We start from the raw sequence: 21800 nt of genomic DNA, 5'->3' as shown, positions 1-21800 counted from the left end.
GGCCGGGCCCGTTAGGTTCGGTGGTATGGAATCTGCCGCGTACCTTCAGCACCTCCGCCGTGAGCTGGACGCGTTCCAGCGGTGTCTCGACGGTGACTTGGCCGCGCCGGTCGAGCACTGTGGGGACTGGACGTTGCTCGACCTGGCCGACCACCTTGGGCGTGACAACATCTGGGCGGTGGCGGCCGTCGTCGAGAGGCGTGGGGACTACGAGTCGATACCGGCGCCGCGTGAGCGGGCGGAGTTGGTGGCGTGGTTCGCGAAGGGCTCTGACGTCCTGCTCCGCACCCTGGAGGCCGACCCGGACACCCCCGCTTGGACGTTCCGTCCGCCGCACACCGTCGGGTTCTGGCAGCGACGCCGCGCGCTGGAAACGTTGGTCCACCGCTGGGACGCCGAGCGCGCGCTCGGCATACCGGGGCCGCTCGACCCGGACTTGGTGGCCGACGGTATCGCCGAGGTCTTCGACACGATGGCGCCTCGGATGATCGACCGAGGACGCGCGACCTACCCCGACTCCGCGTTGCGGGTGGCGGCGACCGACACCGGCGGCACCTGGACCTACGGTCCCGGCGCCCCGGTCGCCACCCTCTCCGGGCCGGCTGAGGACCTGTTCCTCCTGCTCTGGGGGCGACTCCCGCGCGACAGCGCGGGGTTCACCTGGGAGGGTGACCGACGTGCGGGCGAGGTGATCCTGGACGGGCCCCTCACTCCCTGAGCCGTTCGCTTGGATTCACCACGTTCCGCCGGGAGGTGTCCCCGGCGTCCAGCGGCGGCGCACCTTGGTCAGGGTCGCGAACGTGCGGGTCCCGGTGCAGGGGTGCTCGGTGGCGGAGATGCCCCACGCGCCACGGTGGGATTCGGTGAGCTTGCGAGTGAGCGGCAGGGCGGCATGCCGGAGCTGGTCGCAGGACTGGTGGCGCGGGTGGGCGTCGAAGACGGTCACGCGGAGCCGGCTCTCGTGGTGGCGCAGATCGAGGTGGATGGTGTCGCCCGGGCGGGTGAAATGGCAGGCGCAGGCGACCAGTTCGTGGACGAGCAGCAGCGCGGGTTCGATGAGGTCGTCCAGTTCGTGGACGTCGAGGACGGTCTCCGCGGCCTCACGGGCAACGGCCGGCGTGGCCGCCGCGGCGGGGAGGGTGAGCGCGTAGGCCAGGTTGTCCGGACACGGCTGCGGGAGCGTCGGGAACGGCGGCGGGCAGAGATTCTCGGGCATGACGACTCCGCTCGTTGCTGAGGGGGTGGAAGAGGTCGCAGGCGCGCTCGCAGGGAGCGGTTCGCTCGCCGCGTGTGAGCGTCGCACCACCGAAGGTACGCCGCCGTGGTGGTAATTGCCACTGGCTCAAGGTAAATGCCACCCGTAGGGTGGACCTGCGGAGCGCCTGGGCGGCAGACTGGCGCCGACACTGGTCAAGGGAAGCGACAGATGCCACCGAGGAGTTCTCCCACCGAACGACAGAAGCGGCTGGGGGCAGAGCTGCGCAAGATGCGGCAGGACGCGGGTCGGTCGACCGAGTTCGCCGCGCGGCTGCTGGGGACGGACCGCACCAAGATCTCCAACATCGAGTCCGGCGTTCGAGCCATCACGCCCGAACGGGTGCGCACCCTCGCGTCCAACTACGACTGCCAGGACTCGCGTTACGTCGACGCGCTGGCAGCGATGGCCGACGGCACCTTGAAGGGCTGGTGGGAGACCTACTGGGGGCAGCTTCCGGCTGGCCTGATCGACATCACGGAGCTGGAGTGGCACGCCACGGCGGTTCGCGCGGGTGCCTTCCTCCATGTCCCGGGGCTGCTTCAGACCGATGGCTACGCCCGAGCCGTGGCCAATGCGGCCTTGCCGCCGCTGTCCAGCCATGAGGTCGAGCTACGCGTGGCGTTGCGCGTTCAGCGGCAGCAGGTACTTCACCGCGAGAATCCGATCGACTACACGGCCTATGTTCACGAGGCGGCCCTCCGTATCGAGTTCGGTGGCGTGAAGGTCATGCGCACGCAACTCACGCACCTCAACGAGTTGGGCGAGCGTGCCAACGTGGGAGTGCGCGTGGTGCCGTTCTCCGCCGGCGCGTTCCCGGGTGCCGGGCAGGCGTTGCTCTATGCCACCGGTGTCGTCCCCCAGTTGGACACCGTCCAGCTCGACTCGGCGCACGGCCCGTTGTTCACCCACGCTTCGGCCCAACTGGATAAGTACCGGTCACAGTTGGACTGGATGGACGCGGTCTCACTCGATGCCGGCGGGTCCCGAGACCTCATTCACAGCCTGACCGGTTCCTGAGGGAGACGAAGCCATGCCTGACATCACCTGGGAAGACCCGTTCTGCGCGGAGAGCTCGAACTGCTTTCGCATCGGGACCGACGCCGACGGTCGCGCCTACATAGCCGTTGCCGGTCAGGAGGGGCGGTACCTGACCGACAGCCGTGAGGCGCTCGGCGCGCTGATCCGTGAGATCAAGGCCGGCAAGGCCGACCACCTTCTCTCGTGAGGGCGGAGATGACGCATCTCGACAGCTCGGTGACGTGGGTCGACGCACGCGAGCGGCTGCCGCGCAGCGGCACGCCGGTGGCGGCGGCGATCACCGGCCGGTATCCGGCCGACGGTGAGGAGTTCTGGCTGGTGAGGCCGATGTACTTCACGACTCTGCACCTGGGCGCGGACGGGGCGAAGCACAGGGACTGCTTCGTCGACTCCGACGGCGTGGTCCGTCTGCCCTACGGCCTCACCAGCGATGAATCCGTGACCCACTGGGCCGAGTTGCCCACCCTGCCGGGCGGGACCACGCACGCCGTTCTCGGGGAGGATGTGCGGCCGGCTCTCCGGAACGCGCATCATGGTCCCCATGGACACGCCGGGCACTGACTGGATCACCATCGCGGCCTACGAGAACCTGGGCCGTCTCCCCCCGATGGCCGCCGCACGCGCTTGACTACGCGACCGCGGCATCGACCGGATGCCGTTCACGGCTCCGGACGACGTCCGTGGGGACCTGTCCTGCGGCATCGGCCATGACGACCGCTGGCACGGCTGGTTCGACGTCCGCGTACGCCCCGATGCGCTACGCCGGCTCGGGCTGCGTCCCGACCAGCCGACCGCGGAGATCACCGGCCCGTCCCCGCCCGGTTGGTGGCACGCCGCCGCCGAGCGCAACGCCCACCGGCACCTCAGGGCATCACGCCCTGGCGCGGGAACCGGTCCGCGTGTTCGGTGACCCACTGGGCGAACGTCCGCGCCGGGCGGCCGGTGACGCGTTCGACGGTGTCGACGACGGTCGTGGCCTCGGGCGGCGGCGTCGCGTACCAGTCGATGACGTACTCGGCGTCCGCCCGTGAGACGCCGGTGGCCATCAGCCGGTCGACGGCCTGCCGGTGGGTGATCGGCGCGAAGGCGATGTCGCGGCCGACGCCCCGCCCCAGGATCGCGATCCGCTCCCGCAGTGAGAGGGACTCGGGCCCTGTGAGGTTGTAGACGCGCCCCGCGTGGCCCTCCTCGACCAGGGCGGCCGCCGCCACGGCGGCGATGTCCGCCTCGTGGACGACCGCGCTGGGCACGTCGTACGGCTCGCGCACGACGCCCTCGTCCCGGATCGAGTCGATCCACGTCAGCGTGTTGGACATGAACTCCTGCGGCTCGAGACGGGTCCACTCGACGCCCGAGTCCGCTACCGCCTTCTCGACGGGCCCGGCCTCGCCGCCCCACAGCACGGTGATCCGCCGCACCCCGGCCTCGACGGCGCGGTGCACCAACTCGGGGCCGACCTCGGCGAGTCCGGCCGTCACGGTGATGTGCAGGCGGTCGACGCCGGCCAGGACGTCGGTACCCAGGGCCGCCGGCTCGGTGTGCGTGCCGGCGGCCACCTCCACCTCGGCCGGGAACTTCCCGGCCGCCGCGGCCGGATCGCGCGTCAGCGCCCGGACCCGTTCTCCTCGGCGGACCAGTTCCGCCACCACGTGCCGGCCCGTGTTGCCGGTCGCACCCGTCACCAGTGTCGTCGTCACGATCGCACTCCCTTCGACATGGACGACGCTAGGAGTTCAACGGGACTTGAGGTCAACCGTCTGCCGCCGCGCTACAACCAAGGGGCCGTGACGGGAGTCCAACAGGCGAGTCAACACGTGGGGGAATGATGCGAAAAGGGTTCATTGTCTTATCCGTGACCGTGGTGGCGGGGGTGGGTCTCGGGACGGCGGCGCCGGCCTCGGCGGCCGACAGTGCCACCGTCTGGGCCTCCTGGAACTCGGCGATCTACACTGCGGGCGTCGGCCAGGAGAACAACCTGGCCGTCACGCAGGTCGCCGCCGGCAACGGCTCGGACAAGTACTACGTGTTCAACGACTCGGTGCCGATCAGCCCGGGCGAGAACTGCTTTCACCCATACGAGACCGACCCCACCGTGGTCAACTGCCTGATCCAGGGCGTGGGCGACATCCCGAGCGTGCATGTCGATGTCGGCGACAGTGACGACAACGTCGTGGTCCGCACCACGGGCATCGCCATCGTGTACGCCGAGGACGGCGACGACAGTGTCAACCTGAGCGGCGTGTTCCACGAAGCCGATGGCGGGGCCGGGCACGACACGCTCGCCGGTGGTTTCGTCCTCCGCGGCGGGCTGGGCAACGACACGCTCCGCCCGATCCTGGAGGGCGAGGCATACGGGGACGAGGGCAACGACACCATCATCGGCAACAGCGAGGACGAGCGGCTGTACGGCGGCCCCGGGAACGACGTGGTCTACGGGCAGGAGGGCGACGACCTGATCCACGGGGACGCCGGCGACGACGAACTCCACGGCGGCACTGGCAACGACGAGATCCACGGCGACGCCGGCGATGACCTCATCTTCGGCAACAGCGGCGACGACCGGTTGTACGGCGGCGCGGGCGTGGACGAGATCTCCGGCGGGCCAGGCAACAACGTGATCCGTCAGGACTAGGCGACGCGGCCGTCAGCCGGCCGCCGCGCGCCAGCGGCGGTGGCCGGGGCCGGTGGGGTGGGTGCCGGTGACGCCCATGACGACCGAGTACAGACTGGTGTCGCCGGCGATGAAGAGGCGGTTCCGCTTGGTGCCGCCCCAGGCGATGTTGGCGGTGGTCTCCGGGATGTTGAGGCGACCGATCAGCGTGCCGTCCGGGGCGTAGCAGTGGACGCCGTCCTTCATCGCGGCGACCCAGAGTCGGCCGTCCTCGTCGAAGCGGATGTTGTCGAAGCGCGCACCCTCGCGGGCGGTGGCGAAGACGTCGCCGTCCGAGAGGGTGCCGTCGTCGCGGACGGCGAAGACGCGGACGACGCCCGAGCCGGTGTCGGAGACGAACAGCCGGCGCTCGTCCGCCGAGAAGACCAGGCCGTTGGGGGCCCCGAAGCAGTCGGCGACCAGCCGCACCTCGCCGCTGGCCGGGTCGACGCGGTAGACGTTGTTGCGGCCGATCTCGCTCTCCGCGCGGTGGCCCTCATAGTCACTGGTGATGCCGAAGTCCGGGTCGGAGAACCAGATCGAGCCGTCGGACTTCACCGCCGCGTCGTTGGGGCTGTTGAGCCGCTTCCCCTGCCAGCGGTCGGCCAACACCGTGATCGTGCCGTCGTGTTCGGTCCTGGTGACCCGGCGGTTGCCCTGCTCGCAGGTGATCAACCGGCCCTCGCGGTCCAGGGTGTTGCCGTTCGGGTGGCCGGCGGAGCGCCGGAAGACGCTGACGGCGCCGGTCTCCTCGTCCCATCGCAGCAGCCGGTCGTTGGGGATGTCGCTCCAGATCAGCTGCCGCCAGGCCGGCACGTAGATCGGCCCCTCGACCCAGCGGCAGCCGGTGTGCAGCACCTCGAGGCCGGCGTCCCCGTTCATGCACCGCCCGGCGCGGAACCGGTCGTCGAGGCACTCGTACAGCGCGGGCAGTTCGCGGCTCATCTGGAATCTCCGTGGAAACTCCCGCCTTCAGGCGGGGGAGGAATCGGACTCCTGCGGAGCAGGGCAAGGGGTTGTGATGCGCCGCCAAGGCGGATCGCGGTGCTCTGACCCGAGGATTTGATCTTCAACTGGTGGCGCACTAGTTTGTGAATATGTCGTGTGTGAAGCGGGCGTTCAAGTACCGCTTCTATCCGAGCGATGCGCAGGCGGTTGAGCTGTCGCGAACGTTTGGGTGCGTGCGGAAGGTCTACAACCTGGCGCTCGCGGCTCGTACGGAGGCGTGGGCGCGGCAGGAGCGGGTGAACTACAACCAGACCTCGGCCATGTTGACGGTGTGGAAGAGGACCGAGGAGCTGGCCTACCTCAACGAGGTGTCCTCGGTCCCGCTCCAGCAGACGCTGCGGCACCTGCAGGCGGCGTTCACGAGTTTCTTCGGCAAGCGGGCGAGGTATCCCCGGTTCAAGTCGCGGAAGAAATCGCGGAAGTCCGCCGAGTACACCACCTCCGCGTTCCGCTTCCGGGACGGTGAGCTGTATCTGGCGAAGATGCGCGAACCCCTGGACATGGTGTGGTCGCGCCCGCTTCCCGAGGCCGCCTCCCCCTCGACGGTGACGGTCTCCCAGGACAGCGCGGGGCGTTGGTTCGTCTCGATGCTGTGCGAGGACCCCACCGTGAAGCCACTCCCCACGAGCGACGTGGCGGTTGGCATCGATGTGGGACTTGATCACCTGCTGACCCTCTCGACGGGTGAGAAGATCGCCAATCCCCGGCACGAACGAAGGGACCGTGCCCGCCTCGCCCTGGCGCAGCGCCGTCTGGCGAGGAAGGCCAAGGGTGAGGGGGCGAACCGGGCCAAGGCCCGGCGCGTGGTGGCCAGGATCCATGCCCGTATCACCGACCGCAGGCGCGATCACCTGCACAAACTGTCCACTCGGCTCGTGCGTGATACCCAAACGCTCGTGATCGAGGACCTGACCGTGCGGAACATGGTCAGGAACCGGAGTCTGGCCCGCGCCATCTCGGACGCGGCGTGGTCGGAGTTCCGGAACATGCTGGAGTACAAGGCATCGTGGTACGGGCGGGACGTGGTGGCGGTTGACCGCTTCTTCCCCTCCTCCAAACTGTGCTCCCACTGCGGCACCCTCGCCGAGAGCATGCCGCTGCACGTCCGTACCTGGACGTGTGAGGGCTGTGGCACGACCCACGACCGGGACGTGAACGCGGCAAAGAACCTCAAGGCCGCCGGGCTGGCGGTGACAGTCTGTGGAGCCGGTGTAAGACCTCAACGGAGAACTCCGGGCGGGCAGTCGGCGACGAAGCAGAAAACCCCACGGCGCGAGCCGTAGGAATCCCCCTCCTTCAGGAGGGGGAGGAAGTCAAGCGGGCTTCCTTCCGAGATCGGCGGCGCGCCGCCACGGCCCGAGGATCCGCGACGACCCGAGGTGAAGCCTGCGCAACAACGCCTGGTCACCGCAAGATCCCGACCGACCGGAGAGTCGCGGATCACACCGGTGGCCGGTGTCCGGCTACCCCCGCACGAGGGCCGCCGGGACGGCGCCATCAGCGATGTCGGGACTCCGTCCTCTTGGGGTGCCCCGGGCCCGCGCGAGTGATCCAGATGGTGCGCGATTCCTCTGAGATCGCGTACCAGACGCGGCCTCCGCCAGTCACCTCGTACTGCCACTGGTCCAATGCCTCTCCACCGACTTTCACGACGCCGAGGGCGCCCTTCAGCGGATGCTGGCGCTGGTCGATGCGGCGTGGGTCCGAGGTGATGGCCACCCAGGCGCGGTCCAGGTTCTCCGGTGCGTGGCGGAGGAGGTGTTGCCAGCCGACGAACGCTTGACGATCCGCGGCGCGGACCCGCCACGGACGCGGACGCGGCAACTCGCCGAGCCTGCCGGTCATGCGGCGGCCTCGCCCGGGGGTGTCAGCTCGGGGCCGTCGCCGGGGAACGGCCCCTGGAGCTCGCGGGCGAGATCCGGATCCGCCCACGCCTCCGCCGTGGATCGCCACGAGGCCACATCGTGAGCGAAGGGGAGGAGCAGCCCGGTCTCGGCGCCGGCCCGCAGGTCGGCGAGCAGTTCGCGGACACAGATCGGACGCTCTTCCTCCGGCAGCCAGCGAAGCCACGGAAGTTCCTCGACCAACAGTTCCTCGGCCAGCGCCTCGTGCCGCTGTGCCAGGACGGCCAGCGAACGGGCGGCGAGTCGGAGTCCCGCCAGCGACGCCGTGAACCGCTCCTCGCGCATGAGCACGAGGTTCTCCTGATCTCGACGCTCCAGTATCACGTCCGCGTGGGCCAGCGAGGGCAGCACGTCGGAGGGGCCGCGAAGGAAGGCGCTGTAGGAGTAGGTCTCGACACTCATGGTGACCAGCATATCTGAACTAGTTCAGATTCTCCCGATGGCCGTGGCGGCGCGGCCGTGCCCCGGTGTCCGGCTATCGCAGGTCGTGGCGGTCCGCCCAGGCGGAGATCGTGGTGGCGATGTCGGCGGGGCGGTCCTCCATGGCGTGGTGGCCGGCCGGGCCGAGGTGGGTGGTTTCCAGGGCGGCGACGTGCCGCTCGCACCAGGCGGCCAGTTCCTCGCGGATCAGCAGCGTGGGGGAGCCCTCGAACGTCAGCAGCAGCTTGGGGACTTCGGGGCTTTCGGCGAGCCACGCGCCGTACGCCTCGACACGGGCGACGAGGTCGGCTGGCTCGCCGCCGAGCGGCAGTTGGCGGGCCCAGGCCAGGATCGGGCGGCGGCTGTCCGGGGTCGGGAAGGGCGCCAGGTACTCGGCGAGATCGGCCTCGGCGACGGGCGTGAGCACGCCGCCGGTGAACGCCTGGCGGACGAACAGGTCCTGCTTCAGGAAGAGTTCCTCGCCGACGCCCGGGGTGCGGATCCTCTCGGCACGGGCACGGGCCTGCTCGGAGAGCTCGTCCCAGGCCATGGGGCGGACGATGGTCTCGAAGAAGGCCACGCCCGCGACCCGGTCGGGGTGTCCGGCGGCCCAGTCGAAGGCGAGGGCGCCGCCCCAGTCGTGGCCGACGAGGACCACCCGGTCCAGGCCGAGGGCGTCGAACCAGGCGTCCAGGTAGCGGGCGTGGTCGGCGAACCGGTACGGGAGGTCAGGCTTGCCCGAGCGGCCCATGCCGATCAGGTCGGGCGCGAGGAGCCGGCCGGCGCCGACGCCGGGCAGCACGTGGCGCCAGCCGTGGGACGAGCCGGGGTTGCCGTGCAGGAAGACGAACGTCGTCGCGGCGTCGTCTTCGGTGCCGGTCTCGCGGTAGTGGATGGTCGAGTCGAGGACGGATATCTCGGGCACGGCGTCGATCTCCAAGAGTGCGGTGGGTCAGTCGAGGGGGGCGGCGAGCAGGGCCGTCAGGTCGGCGGCGAACGCCGCGGCGCGTGGATCGTCCTGGCCGCCGAGCGGGGCGAGCAGCCGGTCGAGGAGTTCCGCGACGGTGCCGAGCGCGGGGCGGACGGTGTCCAGGCCATGGTCGGTGAGGGTCAGCCGCATGGTGCGGGTGTCGGCCGGGTCGCGGACCCGCTCGATGAGCCCGTCGGCCTCCAGTGAGCGCGCCAACTTGGAGACGTAGAGCGCCTCGAGGCCGGTGTGCTCGGCGAGTTCCCGCTGGCTGGGGCGCCGGCCGGCGCGGCCCAGGCCGTACAGCGAGGACAGCATCACGTACTGGGCGTGGGTCAGCCCCAGCGGCGCCAGCGCCCGGTCGACGGCGACGCGCCACTTCATCGACAGCCGCCAGACCAGGTGGCCGGGGGTGGGGGACGGCGCGGAAGCGGGCCCGGTCGGTGCGTTGCTCATGGCAGATACCGTACATGGCTACTGTAGCCATGGCTACTAAATGTCGGAGGGTGATCGTTTGTCAGTGCCGGCGGGCATGATGGGCGGCGTGAACACCGAGATGCTCGTCGACGTGTGGCGCCGGCTGCTGGCCGCCCCGCACAAGTCCTGGGTCCTGTTCGAGAACGGGACGTGCGTCGTGCTGACGGAGCCCGCACCCGAGGAGGATCTGGCGGAGCAGGCCACCCGGATCATCCGGGAGTTCGGCCCCGTCCACGCGGGCTCCTCCGCCGGGGACTTCGGCGTCATCACCCCCGACCACGTTGAGGGGTGGGTGGTCACGGGGCACCACCACGACGTGCTCACCTATGTCGCCCCCGACGAGGTCGGCGGCGACGCGTCGGAGGTGGTCATAGGTCTGGCGGGGCGCGGAAAGCGGGACGACGACGGCGCCGAACCGCGCGTCGTGCACGTGGAGGACGCCCGCGGCTTCGGAGGCCCCGCCTGACCTGATCTGACCTGACCTGACCGCCCGGCGGTGCGGGCCGTCAGCGCCACTCGGGCTCGCGGGTGCCGCGCGGCGGCAGCGACTCGACGCGGTGGCGGATCTCCCGCATCACCGAGACGATCTCGCGCTCGTGCTCCGGGGTGAGGCGGGCCAGCGGCACCGAGCAGCTGATGGCGTCGATCGCGGGGGAGTCGTAGCGGAGGGCGAAGCCGAAGCCGGCGATGCCGGTGACGGTCTCCTCGTGCTCGATCGAGTGGCCGCGCTCGCGGGTGGCGGCCAGGTCGGCGAGGAGCGCGGCCCGGTCCGTCAGGGTGTGCGGGGTGAGGGCGGCCAGCTTGCCGGTGGCGGGCAACGGGAGGGCGTCGTCCGGGAGTTCGGCGAGGAGCGCCTTGCCGAGCGCGCCGGCGTGCACGGGCACCCGGCGGCCCACGCGGTTGATGGTGCGCAGGTACTCGTGGGACTCGCGGGTCGCGAGGTAGACCACGTTCCGGCCGTCGAGGCGGGCCAGGTGGATGGTCTCGCCGAGCGCGTCGGACGCCTCGTCGAGGAAGGGGCGGACCAGGCGGACGCGGCGGTCGCTGTCCAGATAGCTGGTGCCGGCGAGCAGGGCGCGGATGCCGATGCCGTAGAGCGCGCCGGTGACGTCGGTGCGGACCCAGCCCTGGTCGACGAGGGTCTGGAGCAGCGAGTACATGCTGCTGCGCGGCACGTTCAACTCCTCGGAGAGCTCGCGCAGCCGGGACGGGCGGTCGCCGCGCTCCGCCAGGAGCTCCAGCAGGGCGACGGTCCGCAACGCCGACTTCACACTCATGTGGTGATCGTAGATCGACGGTGGAGCCGGCCGGCCGCCTCTTGACCGCGGGCCTCGCCGCGCCTACCTTCCATCCCCATACGGAGACACGGTTTCTGTATGGGGATGACGTTCATGTATGAGAACAGGAGTGGCGAGGCTCGAACGCGTCGACGCCTGAGCCGATCGCCGGAGAACGGTCCACAGCGGTTCAACAGCGCTACCACAGCGGTTCGAAGGAGAACCACGCATGCCCCTCCTCGTCGTCGGGATCAGCGTGCTGATCCTGCTGCTCCTCATGACCCGGCTGAAGCTCAACGGCTTCGTCGCCCTGCTGCTGGTCGCCGTCGGGGTCGCGCTCGTCCAGGGCATACCGCTGGCCGAGATATCCGACGTCCTCGCCGACGGCGTCGGCGGCCAGATCGGCGACACCATGCTGGTCGTCGGGCTCGGCGCCATGGTCGGCCGGGTGATGGGGGACTCGGGCGCCGCGCAACGCATCGCCGGCCACTTCGTCGACGCCTTCGGGGTCCGCTGGGTCCAGGTGGCCATGGTCGTGACGGCCATGCTGATCGGCGTCACCATGTTCTACGAGGTCGCCTTCGTGATCATCGTGCCCGTCGCGTTCACCATCGTCCGCGTCACCCGCCAGAACCTGCTGTGGGTCGGGCTGCCGATGTCCATCGCGCTCTCCACCATGCACAGCTTCCTGCCCCCGCACCCCGGGCCGACCGCCGTCGCCACCACCTTCGACGCCTCCGTCGGACTCACCCTCTTCTACGGGCTGTTCTTCGCCGTCCCGATCGGCGCCGCCATCGCGCTGGTCTGGCCGCGGCTGCCGTTCATCCGGCGGATGGACCCGGAGATCCCCAAGGGCCTCGTCACCGAGCGGGAGTTCACCGACGACGAGATGCCCGGCATGGGCTGGTCGCTGTCCGTCGCGCTGGTGCCGGTGGTGCTGATCGCCGGCGCGGCCGTCTACGACATGGCGGTCCCCGACGACAACGGCGCGCTGCCGTTCGTCACCTTCGTCGGCGCCGCGCCGATCGCCCTGCTGCTGACCCTGCTGCTCGCCGTCTGGGCCTTCGGCCCGCGGGTCGGCCGCAGCCTGGAGGAGGTCAGCGACTCCTGCGTCTCGGCGGCCAAGGCGATGGCCATGATCCTGCTGGTGATCGGCGCCGGCGGCGCGTTCAAGAACGTCCTGGTCGAGGGCGGGATCTCCGACTACATCCAGGAGCTGACCGAGGGCTGGGGCGTCTCGCCGATCATCCTGGCCTGGCTGGTCGCCGTCATCCTGCGCATCGCCCTCGGCTCGGCCACGGTCGCCGTCGTCACCGCCGCCGGTGTCGTGGAGCCGCTGCTCGCCGGCAGTGGCGTGCACCCGGAGCTGATGGTGCTCGCCGTCTCCTGCGGCTCGATCGCGTTCTCGCACGTCAACGACCCCGGGTTCTGGATGTTCAAGGAGTACTTCAACCTCACCGTCGTCCAGGCACTCAAGGCCCGCACCACCTACACCACGGTGCTCGCCGTCCTCGGCCTCGGCGGCGTCCTCGTCATGGACCGGGTCCTCGACGTCCTCAACATCTGACATCCGAAAGGCAGCAACGAGATCATGAGCCAGCAGCCGACCGTCACCGCGTTCGCCGTCTACCCGGTCGCCGGCCGGGACAGCATGGCGCTCAACCTCTCCGGCGCGCACGGCCCTTACTTCACCCGCAACGTCGTCGTCCTCACCGACTCCGAAGGCCGCACCGGACTCGGCGAGGTGCCGGGCGGCGAGCGGATCACCCGGACCCTGCGGGACGCCGAACCGCTCGTCGTCGGCGCCCGGTTGGCCGACTACCAGCGCGTGCTGCGCGAGATCGGCGCCCGGTTCCGCGACCGGGACGCCGGCGGCCGCGGCGCCCAGACCTTCGACCTGCGGACCACCGTGCACGCCGTCACCGCCGTCGAGTCCGCGCTGCTCGACCTCCTCGGGCAGCACCTCGACGTGCCGGTCGCCGCGCTGCTCGGCGAGGGTCAACAGCGCGACTCGGTAAGGGTGTTGGGCTACCTCTTCTACGTGGGCGACCCGGACCGCACCGACCTGGAGTACGCCAGGGAGCCGGACGTGGACGCCACCTGGTACCGGATCAGACACGAGGAGGCGCTGACCCCCGAGGCCATCGTGCGGCAGGCCGAGGCCACCCACGAGCTGTACGGCTTCCGGGACTTCAAGCTCAAGGGCGGGGTGCTGGCCGGCGCGGAGGAGGTGCGGGCGATCACCGCGCTGAAGGCCCGGTTCCCCGAGGCCCGGATCACCCTCGACCCGAACGGCGCCTGGTCGCTGCGCGAGGCGGTCGAGCTGTGCCGGCCGCTGCTCGGCACGCTCGCCTACGCCGAGGACCCGTGCGGCGCCGAGGCCGGCTACTCGGGGCGCGAGATCCTGGCCGAGTTCCGCCGCGCGACCGGGCTGCCCACCGCGACCAACATGATCGCCACGGACTGGCGCGAGCTGACCCACGCGCTGGCCCTCAAGGCCGTCACCATCCCGCTCGCCGACCCGCACTTCTGGACGATGCGCGGCTCGGTCCGGGTGGCGCAGCTGTGCGAGGCGACCGGGCTGACCTGGGGGTGCCACTCCAACAACCACTTCGACATCTCGCTCGCCATGGTCGCCCACTGCGGCGCGGCGGCGCCCGGCGAGTACAACGCCCTGGACACGCACTGGATCTGGCAGGAGGGCCTGGAGCGGCTGACCGTCGCCCCGCCGAGGATCGTCGAAGGCGAGATCGCCATCCCCGACGCGCCGGGACTCGGCGTCACGCTCGACGAGGACCGGCTGCTCGCCGCCCACGAGCTCTACCTGAGCCGCGCGCTCGGCGCCCGCGACGACGCGACCGCGATGCGGTACCTGATCCCCGGCTGGACCTTCGACAACAAGCGGCCGAGCCTCGTCCGGTAACGGCCGCCCGGCCGGCCCCCGGCCGGCCCCCGCCAGCCCTCGGCCGGTCAGGCGAGCCGGGCCGCCAGCCGGGGGAAGAGCCGCAGGGCGTTCCGCCGGTCGACGCGCTCGCGCGCCCGGGCGTCCAGGAGCGGGTCGGCGTCCAACTCGGCGGTGATCCTGCCCACTTCGTCCGCCGGCCTGGCCGGCCAGTCGCTGCCGTACAGGACGCGATCCGAGCCGACGGCCGCCAGCAGCGAGGGCGTCGCGTAGGGAGACATCGGCAACGCCGTGTCGTAGTGGAAGCGCCGCACCGCCCGCGCGACCGCCTCGGGCGCCGGGCCCTCGCCCTGGCGCCCGGCGGAGACGGCGCGGCCCGCCACATAGGGGAGGAAGCCGCCGGCGTGGGAGAGGACGATCGACAGGTCGGGGCAGCGGTCGAGGGTGCCAGAGGCGACGAGGTTCAGCGCGGCGCGGGTGGTGTCCAGCGGGTAGTCCCCGATGAAGTCGGGGATGCCCGGCAGCTCGGTGGTGCCCTCGGGCAGCTCCCCCGGGTGGACGAAGACGACGGCCCGGCGCTCGTTCAGCGCGTCGAAGAGCCGGTCGAAGGAGCGGTCGCCGAGGTACCTGCCGCCCGCCGTGGTCATCAGGAGCACGCCCTCCGCGCCGAGTTCGTCCAACGCGTGCGCCGCCTGGGCGATCGCCAGGTCCGGGTGGAGGGCCGCGACGTTGGCGAAGAAGCCGAAGCGGCACGGGTGTTCGGCGACGAGCGCCGCCAGCGACTCGTTGCACACCCGCACGCCGTCCTCGGCGAGCGACCGGTCGCGGAAGAGCTCGGCCGGGGCGGGAGCCGAGGCGACGCCCGCCGCGATCCCGTTGTCGTCCATGGTCCGCAGCGTCTCCTCCAGGGTCCACCGCGCCCAACTCGGGCCGCCCTCCTCGGGGATCAGGCCGATCTCGACGAGCCAGCGCCGCATCTCGTCGGGCACGGCGTGGTGGTGGACGTCGATGCGGCCGGCCGGCCTGGCCCTGAGCGGGGCCGCCGAGGCGGCCGACGCGGGGCCGGCGGCCGTGACGGCCGCCGCCAGGCCGGTGGCGGCCAACAGCGTGCGCCTGCTCGGCTTCCCATATGTCGTGTCTGTCATGTCAATGAAAGCTAACAGGTGTCATGGGTGGGCGACAGGGTGGTCGGGCGTTCTCCGGGGCATCTCAGGCGGTCCCCCTAGGGCGTGGCGCGAGTTGGGCGTCGGCTGGCGCGGGCCGGGGGGCCGACGGTTGTCGGGTGTGTCGCGTGGGCCGCGGGGGCACGGTGCTTGGGGTACGTCTCAACCGGCGTCAACCCGTGGCGGAGGGAATCCCGTTGAAGCCCCTGAGAGTCATCGGCCGCATGGCGGCCCTTGTGTTGGCGTTGCTGATCGGCGCCCTGCTGCTGTCGCCCGCCCAGGCGTCCGCGGCGGGCCAGGGCGGGCGGTCCTGGGTCGGCGCCTGGACCACCGCCCCCACCACCAGGCCGGTCAGCGACACCACCACCTTCCAGGACCAGACGATCCGGCAGGTGGTGCGCGCCAGCGTCGGCGGCGACGCGCTGCGCGTCAGGTTCTCCAACGAGTTCGGCACCGAGCCGCTGGTCATCGGCGAGGCCAGGATCGCCAGGCAGGACCCCCAGGGGCCCGGATCGAGCGTGCTGCCGCGCACGGACCGGCGGTTGACGTTCGACGGGCGGTCACGGGTGACCGTGGAGCCGGGTGAGCGGCTGGTCAGCGACCCGGTGGGGCTGCGGATCCCGGCCGCCGCCGACCTGGTGATCAGCGTCCACCTGCCGGAGCGCACCCCGGGCGCCACCCTCAACGCCTACGCCAACCAGGAGAACTACGTGGCGGCGGGCAACGTCGCCGACGACGCCGCCATCACCCCGACCGCCACCACCGACCGCTGGTACTTCCTCACCGGCGTCAGCGTGCGCGGCCAGGCCCGCGACGCGGTGGTGGCGCTCGGCGACTCGATCACCGTCGGGTCGAGCCTGTCGAGCAACCACCGCTGGTCCGACTTCCTCGCCGAGCGGATGCGGGCCGCCGGGCCCCGGCTGCCGGAGACCGGTGTGCTCAACGCCGGGATCAGCGGCAACCGGCTGCTGCGCGACCCGAACCCGCCGGCGGGCTCGCCCGCCCACGCGTGGGCGGCGTACTTCGGGCAGGCCGGCGTCACCCGGTTCGAGCGCGACGTGCTGAGCCAGCCAGGGGTCGGCCACCTGATCCTGTTCCTCGGCATCAACGACATCGGCCAGCCAGGCACCCGCTCGGCCCCGGCGTCCGAGCGGGTCACCGCAGCCGAACTGATCGCCGGCTACCAGGGGTTGATCGACCGGGCGCACGAGCGCGGCGTCCGCGTCATCGGCGGCACCATCACCCCGTTCCGCGGCGACACCCTCGGCTTCCACACCCCGGAGAACGAAGCGGTGCGGCTGCGGGTCAACGACTGGATCAGGAACAGCGGGGAGTTCGACGCGGTCGCCGACTTCGAGGCCGCCGTCCGCGACCCGGCCGAACCGGACCGGCTGAATCCGGCCTACGACTCGGGCGACCACCTGCACCTCAACGACGCCGGCAACGAGGCGCTGGCCTCGGCCGTGCCACTGGACGCCTTCCGGCACCGGTGACCGGCCGCGGCCCGCGGCTTCCTCAGCCCAGGTGGGCGGGGGCGGCGGCACCCTCCGCGGGGTGCTGCCGCCCGGCGTTCACGGCCAGCGCCGTGACGACGAGGCCGGCCACGAACAGGCCGGTGGCCGCCAGGAACGCCATGCCGTAGCCATGGGTCAGCGCGTCGGCGGCGCGGGCCGCCAGCTCCCGGTCGCCGGTGGCCAGCGCCCCGTACAGGGCGGCGGCCGCGTCGGGCAGCCGGTCGTCGGCGGCGGCCGCGGACACCGTGGTCAGCACCGCGAGGCCGAGCGCGCCGCCCACCTGCTGGGCGGTGTTGAGCGCCGCGGAGGCGACGCCGCTGTCCCGGTCCGCCACGCCGGCGACCGCGCCGAGCGTCATCGGCACGAAGCTCAGGCCGAGCCCGAGGGCCGTCACGAACATCGCCGGCATCAGGTGGCCGGCGTAGGACGAGCCGGGCTCCAGGGCCCCGAACCAGAACATGCCGCCGGCGGCGAGCAGCAGCCCGGGCCCGGCGATCAGCCGGGGCGGCAGCTGGGCGATCAGCTTGGAGCTGACGCCGGCCGCCGCGGCCATGCCGAAGCTGAACGGCAGGTAGGCGAAGCCGGTGCGCACCGGGCTGTAGCCCAGGATCAGCTGCATGTAGAGGGTGAGGAAGTAGAAGGTCGCGCACATGCCGGCGCCGATGAACAGCATGGTCGCGTAGGCGCCCCACCGGTTGCGGTCGGCGAACAGCCGCAGCGGCAGCATCGGGTGCCCGCTCCTGGCCTGGATCAGCGGGAACGACGGCAGCAGCGCGACGGCGGCCGCGAACGACACCAGCGTCAGGCCGTCGGTCCAGCCGTGCTCGCCGCCCCTGGTGATCGCGTAGACCAGGGCGAGCAGGCCGCCGGTGCCCGTCACGGTGCCCGGGACGTCGAGCCGGCCGTGGTCGCGGTCGGCCTCGACCAGGGTCCTGGTGCCGGCCAGCACCGCGAGACCGAAGGGGATGTTGACGAAGAAGACCCAGCGCCAGTCGAGGGCGTCGGTGAGCACGCCGCCGAGCAGCAGGCCGACGGTGGCGCCGAGGCCGCCCATCGCCGCGTAGACGCCCATCGCCGTGTTCCGCGGCCGGCCGGCCGGGAAGGTGGTGGCGATCAGCGCCAGCGCGCTGGGCGCGGCGAGCGCGGCGCCGACGCCCTGGAGAACCCGGGAGGCGATCAGCACCGCCTCGTTGGTGGCGAGCCCGCCGAGCAGCGAGGCGAGGGTGAAGACGGCGATGCCGACCTGGAAGATCCGCCGCCGGCCGAACAGGTCGCCGGCCCGGCCGCCGGGCCGCTGCGCGGGGCGTGCGGTAGGCGGGTTCGCCCGCCACGTGGCGTGGCGGGGCGCGGCGGCTGGCTGGGGTGTGGGTGGTGGCCTGGTCGTCGCCGTCGAGGCGGGCGCGATCAGCGACGACGGCGCCGCAGACGAAAAGCGGTCCGCCGCGGCATTGACAAGCGGAGCGTTTGGCAGCGCTTCAGGGCCGGTGAGGGCCGTATTCCGGCGAATCCCGGTGTGGTCAATGTCGCCCTTGACAATCCGTTGTTTCTCCTTGCAAGGCCCGAGTGGCTCCCGGGCCTTGCAAGGATTCCGCCGGAAAAAGCAAATCGACGGTTCGAATTCAGGGCGAATATCACTCGAATCCGAAGTCGACGGGGAGCGGCGCCGGCCGGAAGAGGCGGGCGGGCACCGCGTCGGCGAGCATCCGGTAGCCCGTCGGGTTCAGGTGCAGGCCGTCGCCGACGTCCGCCGCCGGCAGCAGCCGGTCCGGTGCCGCCGGGTCGCGGACGGCGGCGTCGAGGTCGATGACGGCGTCGAACCGGCCGCTGGAGCGGATCCAGTCGTTGACGGCCCGCCGGCTCTCCTCGCGCAGCCCGCCCGGGTCGTCGTACAGGTCGTTGCCGCCGAACGGCGTGAGCGTCGCGCCGTAGACCCGGATCCGCTGGGCGTGCGCGCGGACCACGATCTGCTCGTACGCGGCGATCAGCCGGGCGGTGACCGCCCGTTGGGCCTCGGGGGTGGCGGGCGCGGTGCCGATGTCGTTGATCCCCTCGAAGACCACCAGCCAGGAGACGCCGCTGGTGGCCAGCACGTCGCGGTCGATCCTGGCCAGCAGGTTGGGGCCGAGGCCGTCGTCCAGGATCCGGTTGCCGCCGGCCGCCTGGTTGAGCACGGCCACGCCCGACGTGTCCCGCCGGTCCCGCAGCCGGTCGAAGAGCTGGTCGGGCCAGCGGTCGTTGCCGTTGGTGGTGGAGCCCCGGCCGTCGGTCAGCGAGTCGCCGACGAAGACGGCCGCCGCGGTGTTGCTCGGCGACCACACCTCGACGCCGCTGAGGAAGTACCAGTGGTCGGTGCGGGTGGCCCCCGGCAGGTCGTCGGCGGCGACGTGGTCGCCGGCGAGCAGGTAGGAGGCGGTGCGCGAACCCGGGTGCGAGGTGATGTCGTCGGACGCCTGCCCGTCGGCCAGGTAGACGGTGACGGTCAGGTTGGTGCCGGGCGCCAGGTCGAGGTCGAGCGGGTCGGAGACCGCCTGGGCGCCGACCGGGATGGTCACCGACGGCTGGCGCTGGAAGGTGACCCCCCGGGCCGAGCCCGGCTCGATGGCGCTGACGCCGGCCTGCCCGTCGCGCGGCAGCGCCACCGAGACGGCCGTGATGGGCAGGGGCGCGCCCCCGAAGGCGTTGGAGAAGCGCAGCCTGGCGTGCTCGCCGCCGATCGTGACCCGGACGGTCTGCCGCAGCGTGGCGTCGTCGAGCACCAGGCCGTCCTGGGTGAACGGGGCCGGCGGCATGTTGCCCGGCTCCGTCAACTGCGGCATCGCCGTCCAGGTGTTGACCCAGTGCCGGCCGCCGGGCGCCGTGTTGCCGGCGCCGGTCGCGCCGACCGCCGACGAGGCGACGATCAGCGCGACGGCGAGCAGCCCCACGGCCGCCAACTGGCCGAGCCAGGACGTGCCGCGTCGCTGACTTCGTCGCCTACCAAACGTGACGTGCATGGGAACGCGCCCCTTTCTCATGTCGGTTCGGGCCTCGCTGTCAACCGGCGGTGCAGGACGCCCCGTTGAGGGCGAACCCGGTCGGCGCCGCCGAGTTGCCCGTGTGGTTGGCCTGGAAACCGACGGAGACGCTGGCGCCGGCCGCGATGCTCGCGTTGTGGGCGACGTTGGTGGCGGTCACCGTGCCGCTGCTCGGGCTGTAGCTGGCGTTCCACCCGGAGGTGATGGTCTGGCCGGAGGCGAGGGTGAAGCGGAGCGACCAGCCGCTGACCGGGGCGGTGCCGGTGTTGGTGATGGTGAGGGACGCGGTGAGGCCGGTGTTCCAGGCGTTGGTGGTGACGGCGACCCGGCAGGCGCCCGGGGTGCCTGGATCGCCGCCGCCCGGGGGCGGCGTGGTGGTGTTGTTCAGGCCGAAGAACTCGATGACCCGGGCCGCCATGCCGGACTGCGGCACGTTGTGGCCCACGCCCTGCAGGCTGATGGCCTCCACCGGGGCCTGGGCGCCGGTGGCGCCGTAGCGGGTGCGGGTCCAGTTGGCCTGCGGGCTGTCGGTGAGGGCCGGCGTCTGGCTGACGCCGAGCACGTTGGTCCACTGCTTGACCTGCTCGCCGAAGTTCGGGTAGCGCAGCGTGTCGTCGTTGGTGCCGTGCCAGATCTGCATGCGCGGCCTCGGCCCCGAGTAGCCGGGGTAGGCGTTGCGCACCAGCGTGCCCCAGTCCTGCGGGGTGCGGGAGATCTGCCCCTGGGCGCAGGCGCTGTTCCAGGACGAGCCGTCGGTGGTGGCGAAGCAGCCGAACGGCACGCCGGCGAAGGCGGCGCCGGCCTTGAAGACGTCCGGGTAGACGCCGAGCAGCACGTTGGTCATCATCGCGCCGGACGAGGCGCCGGTGACGAAGACCCGGTCCGGGTCGCTCGAGTAGGTGCGCTGCACGTAGTCGACCATCGACCTGATGCCCACCGGGTCGCTGCCGCCGCCGCGGGTCAGGGCCTGCGGCGAGGAGACGTCGAAGCAGTTGCCGCTGCGGGTGGCCGAGGGGTAGACGACGACGAACCCGTAGCGGTCGGCGAGCGACGCGAACTCGGTGCCGGAGTAGAACGCCGGGCCCGAGCCCGTGCAGTAGTGGACGGCGACCAGCACGGCCGGCCGCTGGGCGACGTTGTCCGGCACGTAGAGGTGCATGCGCAGACCGCTGGGATTGGTGCCGAAGTTGGTGACCTCGGTCAGCGTCGCGGCGGAGGCCGGCGGCGCCGTCACCAGGAGCGCCGCGAGCAGCGGCAGCACGCCGGCCAACAGCGTGGCGAGGAGCGAACGGAGGTGCTGGGCGGCCCTGTTGTGGGCTCTGTCGGGTCGGTTGGCGGCTCTGTGGGCGGCTCTGTTGGCCATGTCCGTGACCTTGTCCTTTCGAGTTCCTTTTCTAGACTTGCGGTTGTGAAGGGCTTGCTGTTGCGCCTGTCGTCCCTGGACGCCGACGCTGCCGCCGCCGTGCGGGTGATCGCGCACTTCCAGGCGCTGCTCGGCGCCGGCCGGCTCGACCCGGCGGCCCTGGTGCGGTCGGCCGCCGGCCTCGCCGAGTGCCCGGTCGGCGTGGAGCTGGCCGGCGGCCGGGTGTTCCGCGCCGGTCCCGACGGCGCGGCGCTGGCCGGCCCGCCGGGGCGGGTCTCGGGAGACGCCGCGTTGCGCCCCGCCGGCCGGGTCTGGCTCGAACGGCCAGGCGCGGCCGGGCCGTTCGACGAGCTGGTGGTGGAGTGGCTGGCCATCGTCGCCCACACCCTTGAGCATCCGCTGCGGGTCGCCGACCCGGCGCTCGTGGAGGTCGCGCTGGCCGGCCGGGAGTCCGTCGCCGACCGGGCCAGGGCGCTGCGGCTGCTCGGCCTGGCCCCCGAACCGCCGCTGCGCGTCCTGGCGTTCGCGGCGGCCGAGGCCGACGCCGCCGAGGTGGCGGCGCGGGCGCTGCTCGGCCGGGGCGCGGTGGCCGGCACGCTGCGGGTGGCCAGGCTCGGCGGGCTCGGCGTCGCGCTGATGCAGGACCGGGCGGCGGGCAGCGGCTCGCCGGTGGCCGAGCTGCTGGCCGCGGTGCGCGGCCGGCTTCGGATCGGGGTCGGCGGCGCGACCGAGGCGCTGCGGGCCCGGGTGTCCCTCGAACAGGCGGCGCTGGCGCTGCGGTTCGCGGTGGCCGGGCCGCCGGCCGAGGGGGGGGTGGGCCACGGCGAGGTGGGCCCGGTCGCGGT

The 21800-nt window shown here is 71.9% G+C and carries 23 protein-coding genes; 11 read left to right on the top strand and 12 right to left on the bottom strand.

The features are described from left to right. The first annotated feature begins 25 nt into the window (after nucleotides 1–25). Nucleotides 26–718 (top strand): maleylpyruvate isomerase family mycothiol-dependent enzyme, encoded by a 693-nt coding sequence (locus ACYVPE_RS30560; protein ID WP_461036998.1) that lies wholly within the window; start codon nucleotides 26–28, stop codon nucleotides 716–718. A gap of 15 nt (nucleotides 719–733) precedes the next feature. On the opposite strand, the gene ACYVPE_RS30555 is transcribed toward ACYVPE_RS30560, so the two are convergent. Next, complete coding sequence (locus ACYVPE_RS30555) at nucleotides 734–1216, bottom strand: ATP-binding protein (protein ID WP_461036997.1); 483 nt, start codon at nucleotides 1214–1216, stop codon at nucleotides 734–736. Between the two features lie 210 nt (nucleotides 1217–1426). Between ACYVPE_RS30555 and ACYVPE_RS30550 the strand changes: the two genes are divergently transcribed. From ACYVPE_RS30550 to ACYVPE_RS30540, 3 genes are read left to right on the top strand one after another with little or no spacing between them, the layout of a single operon-like run. Further along, nucleotides 1427–2275 carry a helix-turn-helix domain-containing protein gene (locus ACYVPE_RS30550; RefSeq protein ID WP_461036996.1) on the top strand — a complete coding sequence of 283 codons (849 nt, stop codon included), beginning with the start codon at nucleotides 1427–1429 and terminating at the stop codon, nucleotides 2273–2275. A gap of 13 nt (nucleotides 2276–2288) precedes the next feature. After that, entirely contained in the window at nucleotides 2289–2483 is a 195-nt protein-coding gene (locus tag ACYVPE_RS30545) for a hypothetical protein (RefSeq protein WP_461036995.1), read from the top strand. A gap of 8 nt (nucleotides 2484–2491) precedes the next feature. Further along, nucleotides 2492–2857: an AQJ64_40280 family protein gene (locus tag ACYVPE_RS30540; protein WP_461036994.1), complete on the top strand. Its 366-nt coding sequence runs from the start codon at nucleotides 2492–2494 to the stop codon at nucleotides 2855–2857. Between the two features lie 302 nt (nucleotides 2858–3159). On the opposite strand, the gene ACYVPE_RS30535 is transcribed toward ACYVPE_RS30540, so the two are convergent. Further along, nucleotides 3160–3993 carry an NmrA family NAD(P)-binding protein gene (locus ACYVPE_RS30535; protein WP_461036993.1) on the bottom strand — a complete coding sequence of 278 codons (834 nt, stop codon included), beginning with the start codon at nucleotides 3991–3993 and terminating at the stop codon, nucleotides 3160–3162. Nucleotides 3994–4148: 155 nt separating this feature from the next. Here ACYVPE_RS30535 and ACYVPE_RS30530 point away from each other — a divergent pair, with 155 nt between their 5' ends. Beyond that, nucleotides 4149–4928, top strand: a complete 780-nt coding sequence (locus ACYVPE_RS30530; protein WP_461036992.1) for a calcium-binding protein — start codon at nucleotides 4149–4151, stop codon at nucleotides 4926–4928. A 12-nt stretch (nucleotides 4929–4940) separates the two neighbouring features. Here ACYVPE_RS30530 and ACYVPE_RS30525 read toward each other — a convergent pair whose 3' ends face one another. Continuing rightward, nucleotides 4941–5891, bottom strand: coding sequence for an SMP-30/gluconolactonase/LRE family protein (locus ACYVPE_RS30525; RefSeq protein ID WP_461036991.1), 951 nt, complete (start codon nucleotides 5889–5891; stop codon nucleotides 4941–4943). Nucleotides 5892–6043: 152 nt separating this feature from the next. Here ACYVPE_RS30525 and ACYVPE_RS30520 point away from each other — a divergent pair, with 152 nt between their 5' ends. Then, nucleotides 6044–7237, top strand: a complete 1194-nt coding sequence (locus tag ACYVPE_RS30520; protein WP_461036990.1) for an RNA-guided endonuclease InsQ/TnpB family protein — start codon at nucleotides 6044–6046, stop codon at nucleotides 7235–7237. A gap of 214 nt (nucleotides 7238–7451) precedes the next feature. Here ACYVPE_RS30520 and ACYVPE_RS30515 read toward each other — a convergent pair whose 3' ends face one another. The 4 genes from ACYVPE_RS30515 to ACYVPE_RS30500 form a co-directional block, all read right to left on the bottom strand. Beyond that, nucleotides 7452–7799, bottom strand: coding sequence for a hypothetical protein (locus tag ACYVPE_RS30515; protein ID WP_461036989.1), 348 nt, complete (start codon nucleotides 7797–7799; stop codon nucleotides 7452–7454). Next, on the bottom strand, nucleotides 7796–8260 hold the full coding sequence (locus tag ACYVPE_RS30510; RefSeq protein WP_461036988.1) for a hypothetical protein: 465 nt from the start codon (nucleotides 8258–8260) through the stop codon (nucleotides 7796–7798). The genes ACYVPE_RS30515 and ACYVPE_RS30510 overlap by 4 nt, the downstream gene beginning before the upstream one ends. A gap of 73 nt (nucleotides 8261–8333) precedes the next feature. Next, nucleotides 8334–9203, bottom strand: a complete 870-nt coding sequence (locus ACYVPE_RS30505; RefSeq protein ID WP_461036987.1) for a haloalkane dehalogenase — start codon at nucleotides 9201–9203, stop codon at nucleotides 8334–8336. 27 nt (nucleotides 9204–9230) lie between these two features. Continuing rightward, nucleotides 9231–9701, bottom strand: coding sequence for a MarR family winged helix-turn-helix transcriptional regulator (locus tag ACYVPE_RS30500; protein WP_461036986.1), 471 nt, complete (start codon nucleotides 9699–9701; stop codon nucleotides 9231–9233). A gap of 79 nt (nucleotides 9702–9780) precedes the next feature. Between ACYVPE_RS30500 and ACYVPE_RS30495 the strand changes: the two genes are divergently transcribed. Further along, entirely contained in the window at nucleotides 9781–10188 is a 408-nt protein-coding gene (locus ACYVPE_RS30495; protein ID WP_461037007.1) for a hypothetical protein, read from the top strand. Nucleotides 10189–10228: 40 nt separating this feature from the next. Here the strand turns inward: ACYVPE_RS30495 and ACYVPE_RS30490 are convergent, their stop codons facing one another. Further along, nucleotides 10229–10999, bottom strand: a complete 771-nt coding sequence (locus tag ACYVPE_RS30490) for an IclR family transcriptional regulator (protein WP_461036985.1) — start codon at nucleotides 10997–10999, stop codon at nucleotides 10229–10231. A gap of 229 nt (nucleotides 11000–11228) precedes the next feature. Here ACYVPE_RS30490 and ACYVPE_RS30485 point away from each other — a divergent pair, with 229 nt between their 5' ends. Beyond that, nucleotides 11229–12566, top strand: a complete 1338-nt coding sequence (locus ACYVPE_RS30485; protein ID WP_461036984.1) for a gluconate:H+ symporter — start codon at nucleotides 11229–11231, stop codon at nucleotides 12564–12566. Between the two features lie 24 nt (nucleotides 12567–12590). Next, entirely contained in the window at nucleotides 12591–13922 is a 1332-nt protein-coding gene (locus ACYVPE_RS30480) for an enolase C-terminal domain-like protein (protein WP_461036983.1), read from the top strand. A 47-nt stretch (nucleotides 13923–13969) separates the two neighbouring features. Here ACYVPE_RS30480 and ACYVPE_RS30475 read toward each other — a convergent pair whose 3' ends face one another. Next, nucleotides 13970–15046: an amidohydrolase family protein gene (locus tag ACYVPE_RS30475; RefSeq protein ID WP_461036982.1), complete on the bottom strand. Its 1077-nt coding sequence runs from the start codon at nucleotides 15044–15046 to the stop codon at nucleotides 13970–13972. 215 nt (nucleotides 15047–15261) lie between these two features. Between ACYVPE_RS30475 and ACYVPE_RS30470 the strand changes: the two genes are divergently transcribed. Next, the gene (locus ACYVPE_RS30470; RefSeq protein WP_461036981.1) at nucleotides 15262–16557 is read left to right on the top strand and encodes an SGNH/GDSL hydrolase family protein; all 1296 of its coding nucleotides are present in this window, start codon (nucleotides 15262–15264) and stop codon (nucleotides 16555–16557) included. A 22-nt stretch (nucleotides 16558–16579) separates the two neighbouring features. Here ACYVPE_RS30470 and ACYVPE_RS30465 read toward each other — a convergent pair whose 3' ends face one another. The 3 genes from ACYVPE_RS30465 to ACYVPE_RS30455 all read right to left on the bottom strand — a co-directional run bounded on the left by ACYVPE_RS30465 (nucleotide 16580) and on the right by ACYVPE_RS30455 (nucleotide 20955). Beyond that, nucleotides 16580–17983: an MFS transporter gene (locus ACYVPE_RS30465; protein WP_461037006.1), complete on the bottom strand. Its 1404-nt coding sequence runs from the start codon at nucleotides 17981–17983 to the stop codon at nucleotides 16580–16582. A 226-nt stretch (nucleotides 17984–18209) separates the two neighbouring features. Further along, nucleotides 18210–19571: an SGNH/GDSL hydrolase family protein gene (locus ACYVPE_RS30460; RefSeq protein ID WP_461036980.1), complete on the bottom strand. Its 1362-nt coding sequence runs from the start codon at nucleotides 19569–19571 to the stop codon at nucleotides 18210–18212. Nucleotides 19572–19611: 40 nt separating this feature from the next. Further along, nucleotides 19612–20955 (bottom strand): extracellular catalytic domain type 1 short-chain-length polyhydroxyalkanoate depolymerase, encoded by a 1344-nt coding sequence (locus tag ACYVPE_RS30455; RefSeq protein WP_461036979.1) that lies wholly within the window; start codon nucleotides 20953–20955, stop codon nucleotides 19612–19614. A gap of 45 nt (nucleotides 20956–21000) precedes the next feature. On the opposite strand from ACYVPE_RS30455, the gene ACYVPE_RS30450 reads away from it, so the two are divergent. Beyond that, the coding region (locus ACYVPE_RS30450; protein ID WP_461036978.1) for a PucR family transcriptional regulator at nucleotides 21001–21800 on the top strand (800 nt) is incomplete at its 3' end.

It is taken from the genome of Streptomyces mayteni (assembly GCF_054783955.1).
The sequence above is the reverse complement of the archived record's forward strand: the minus strand, read 5'-3'. Positions and strand labels throughout refer to the sequence as shown.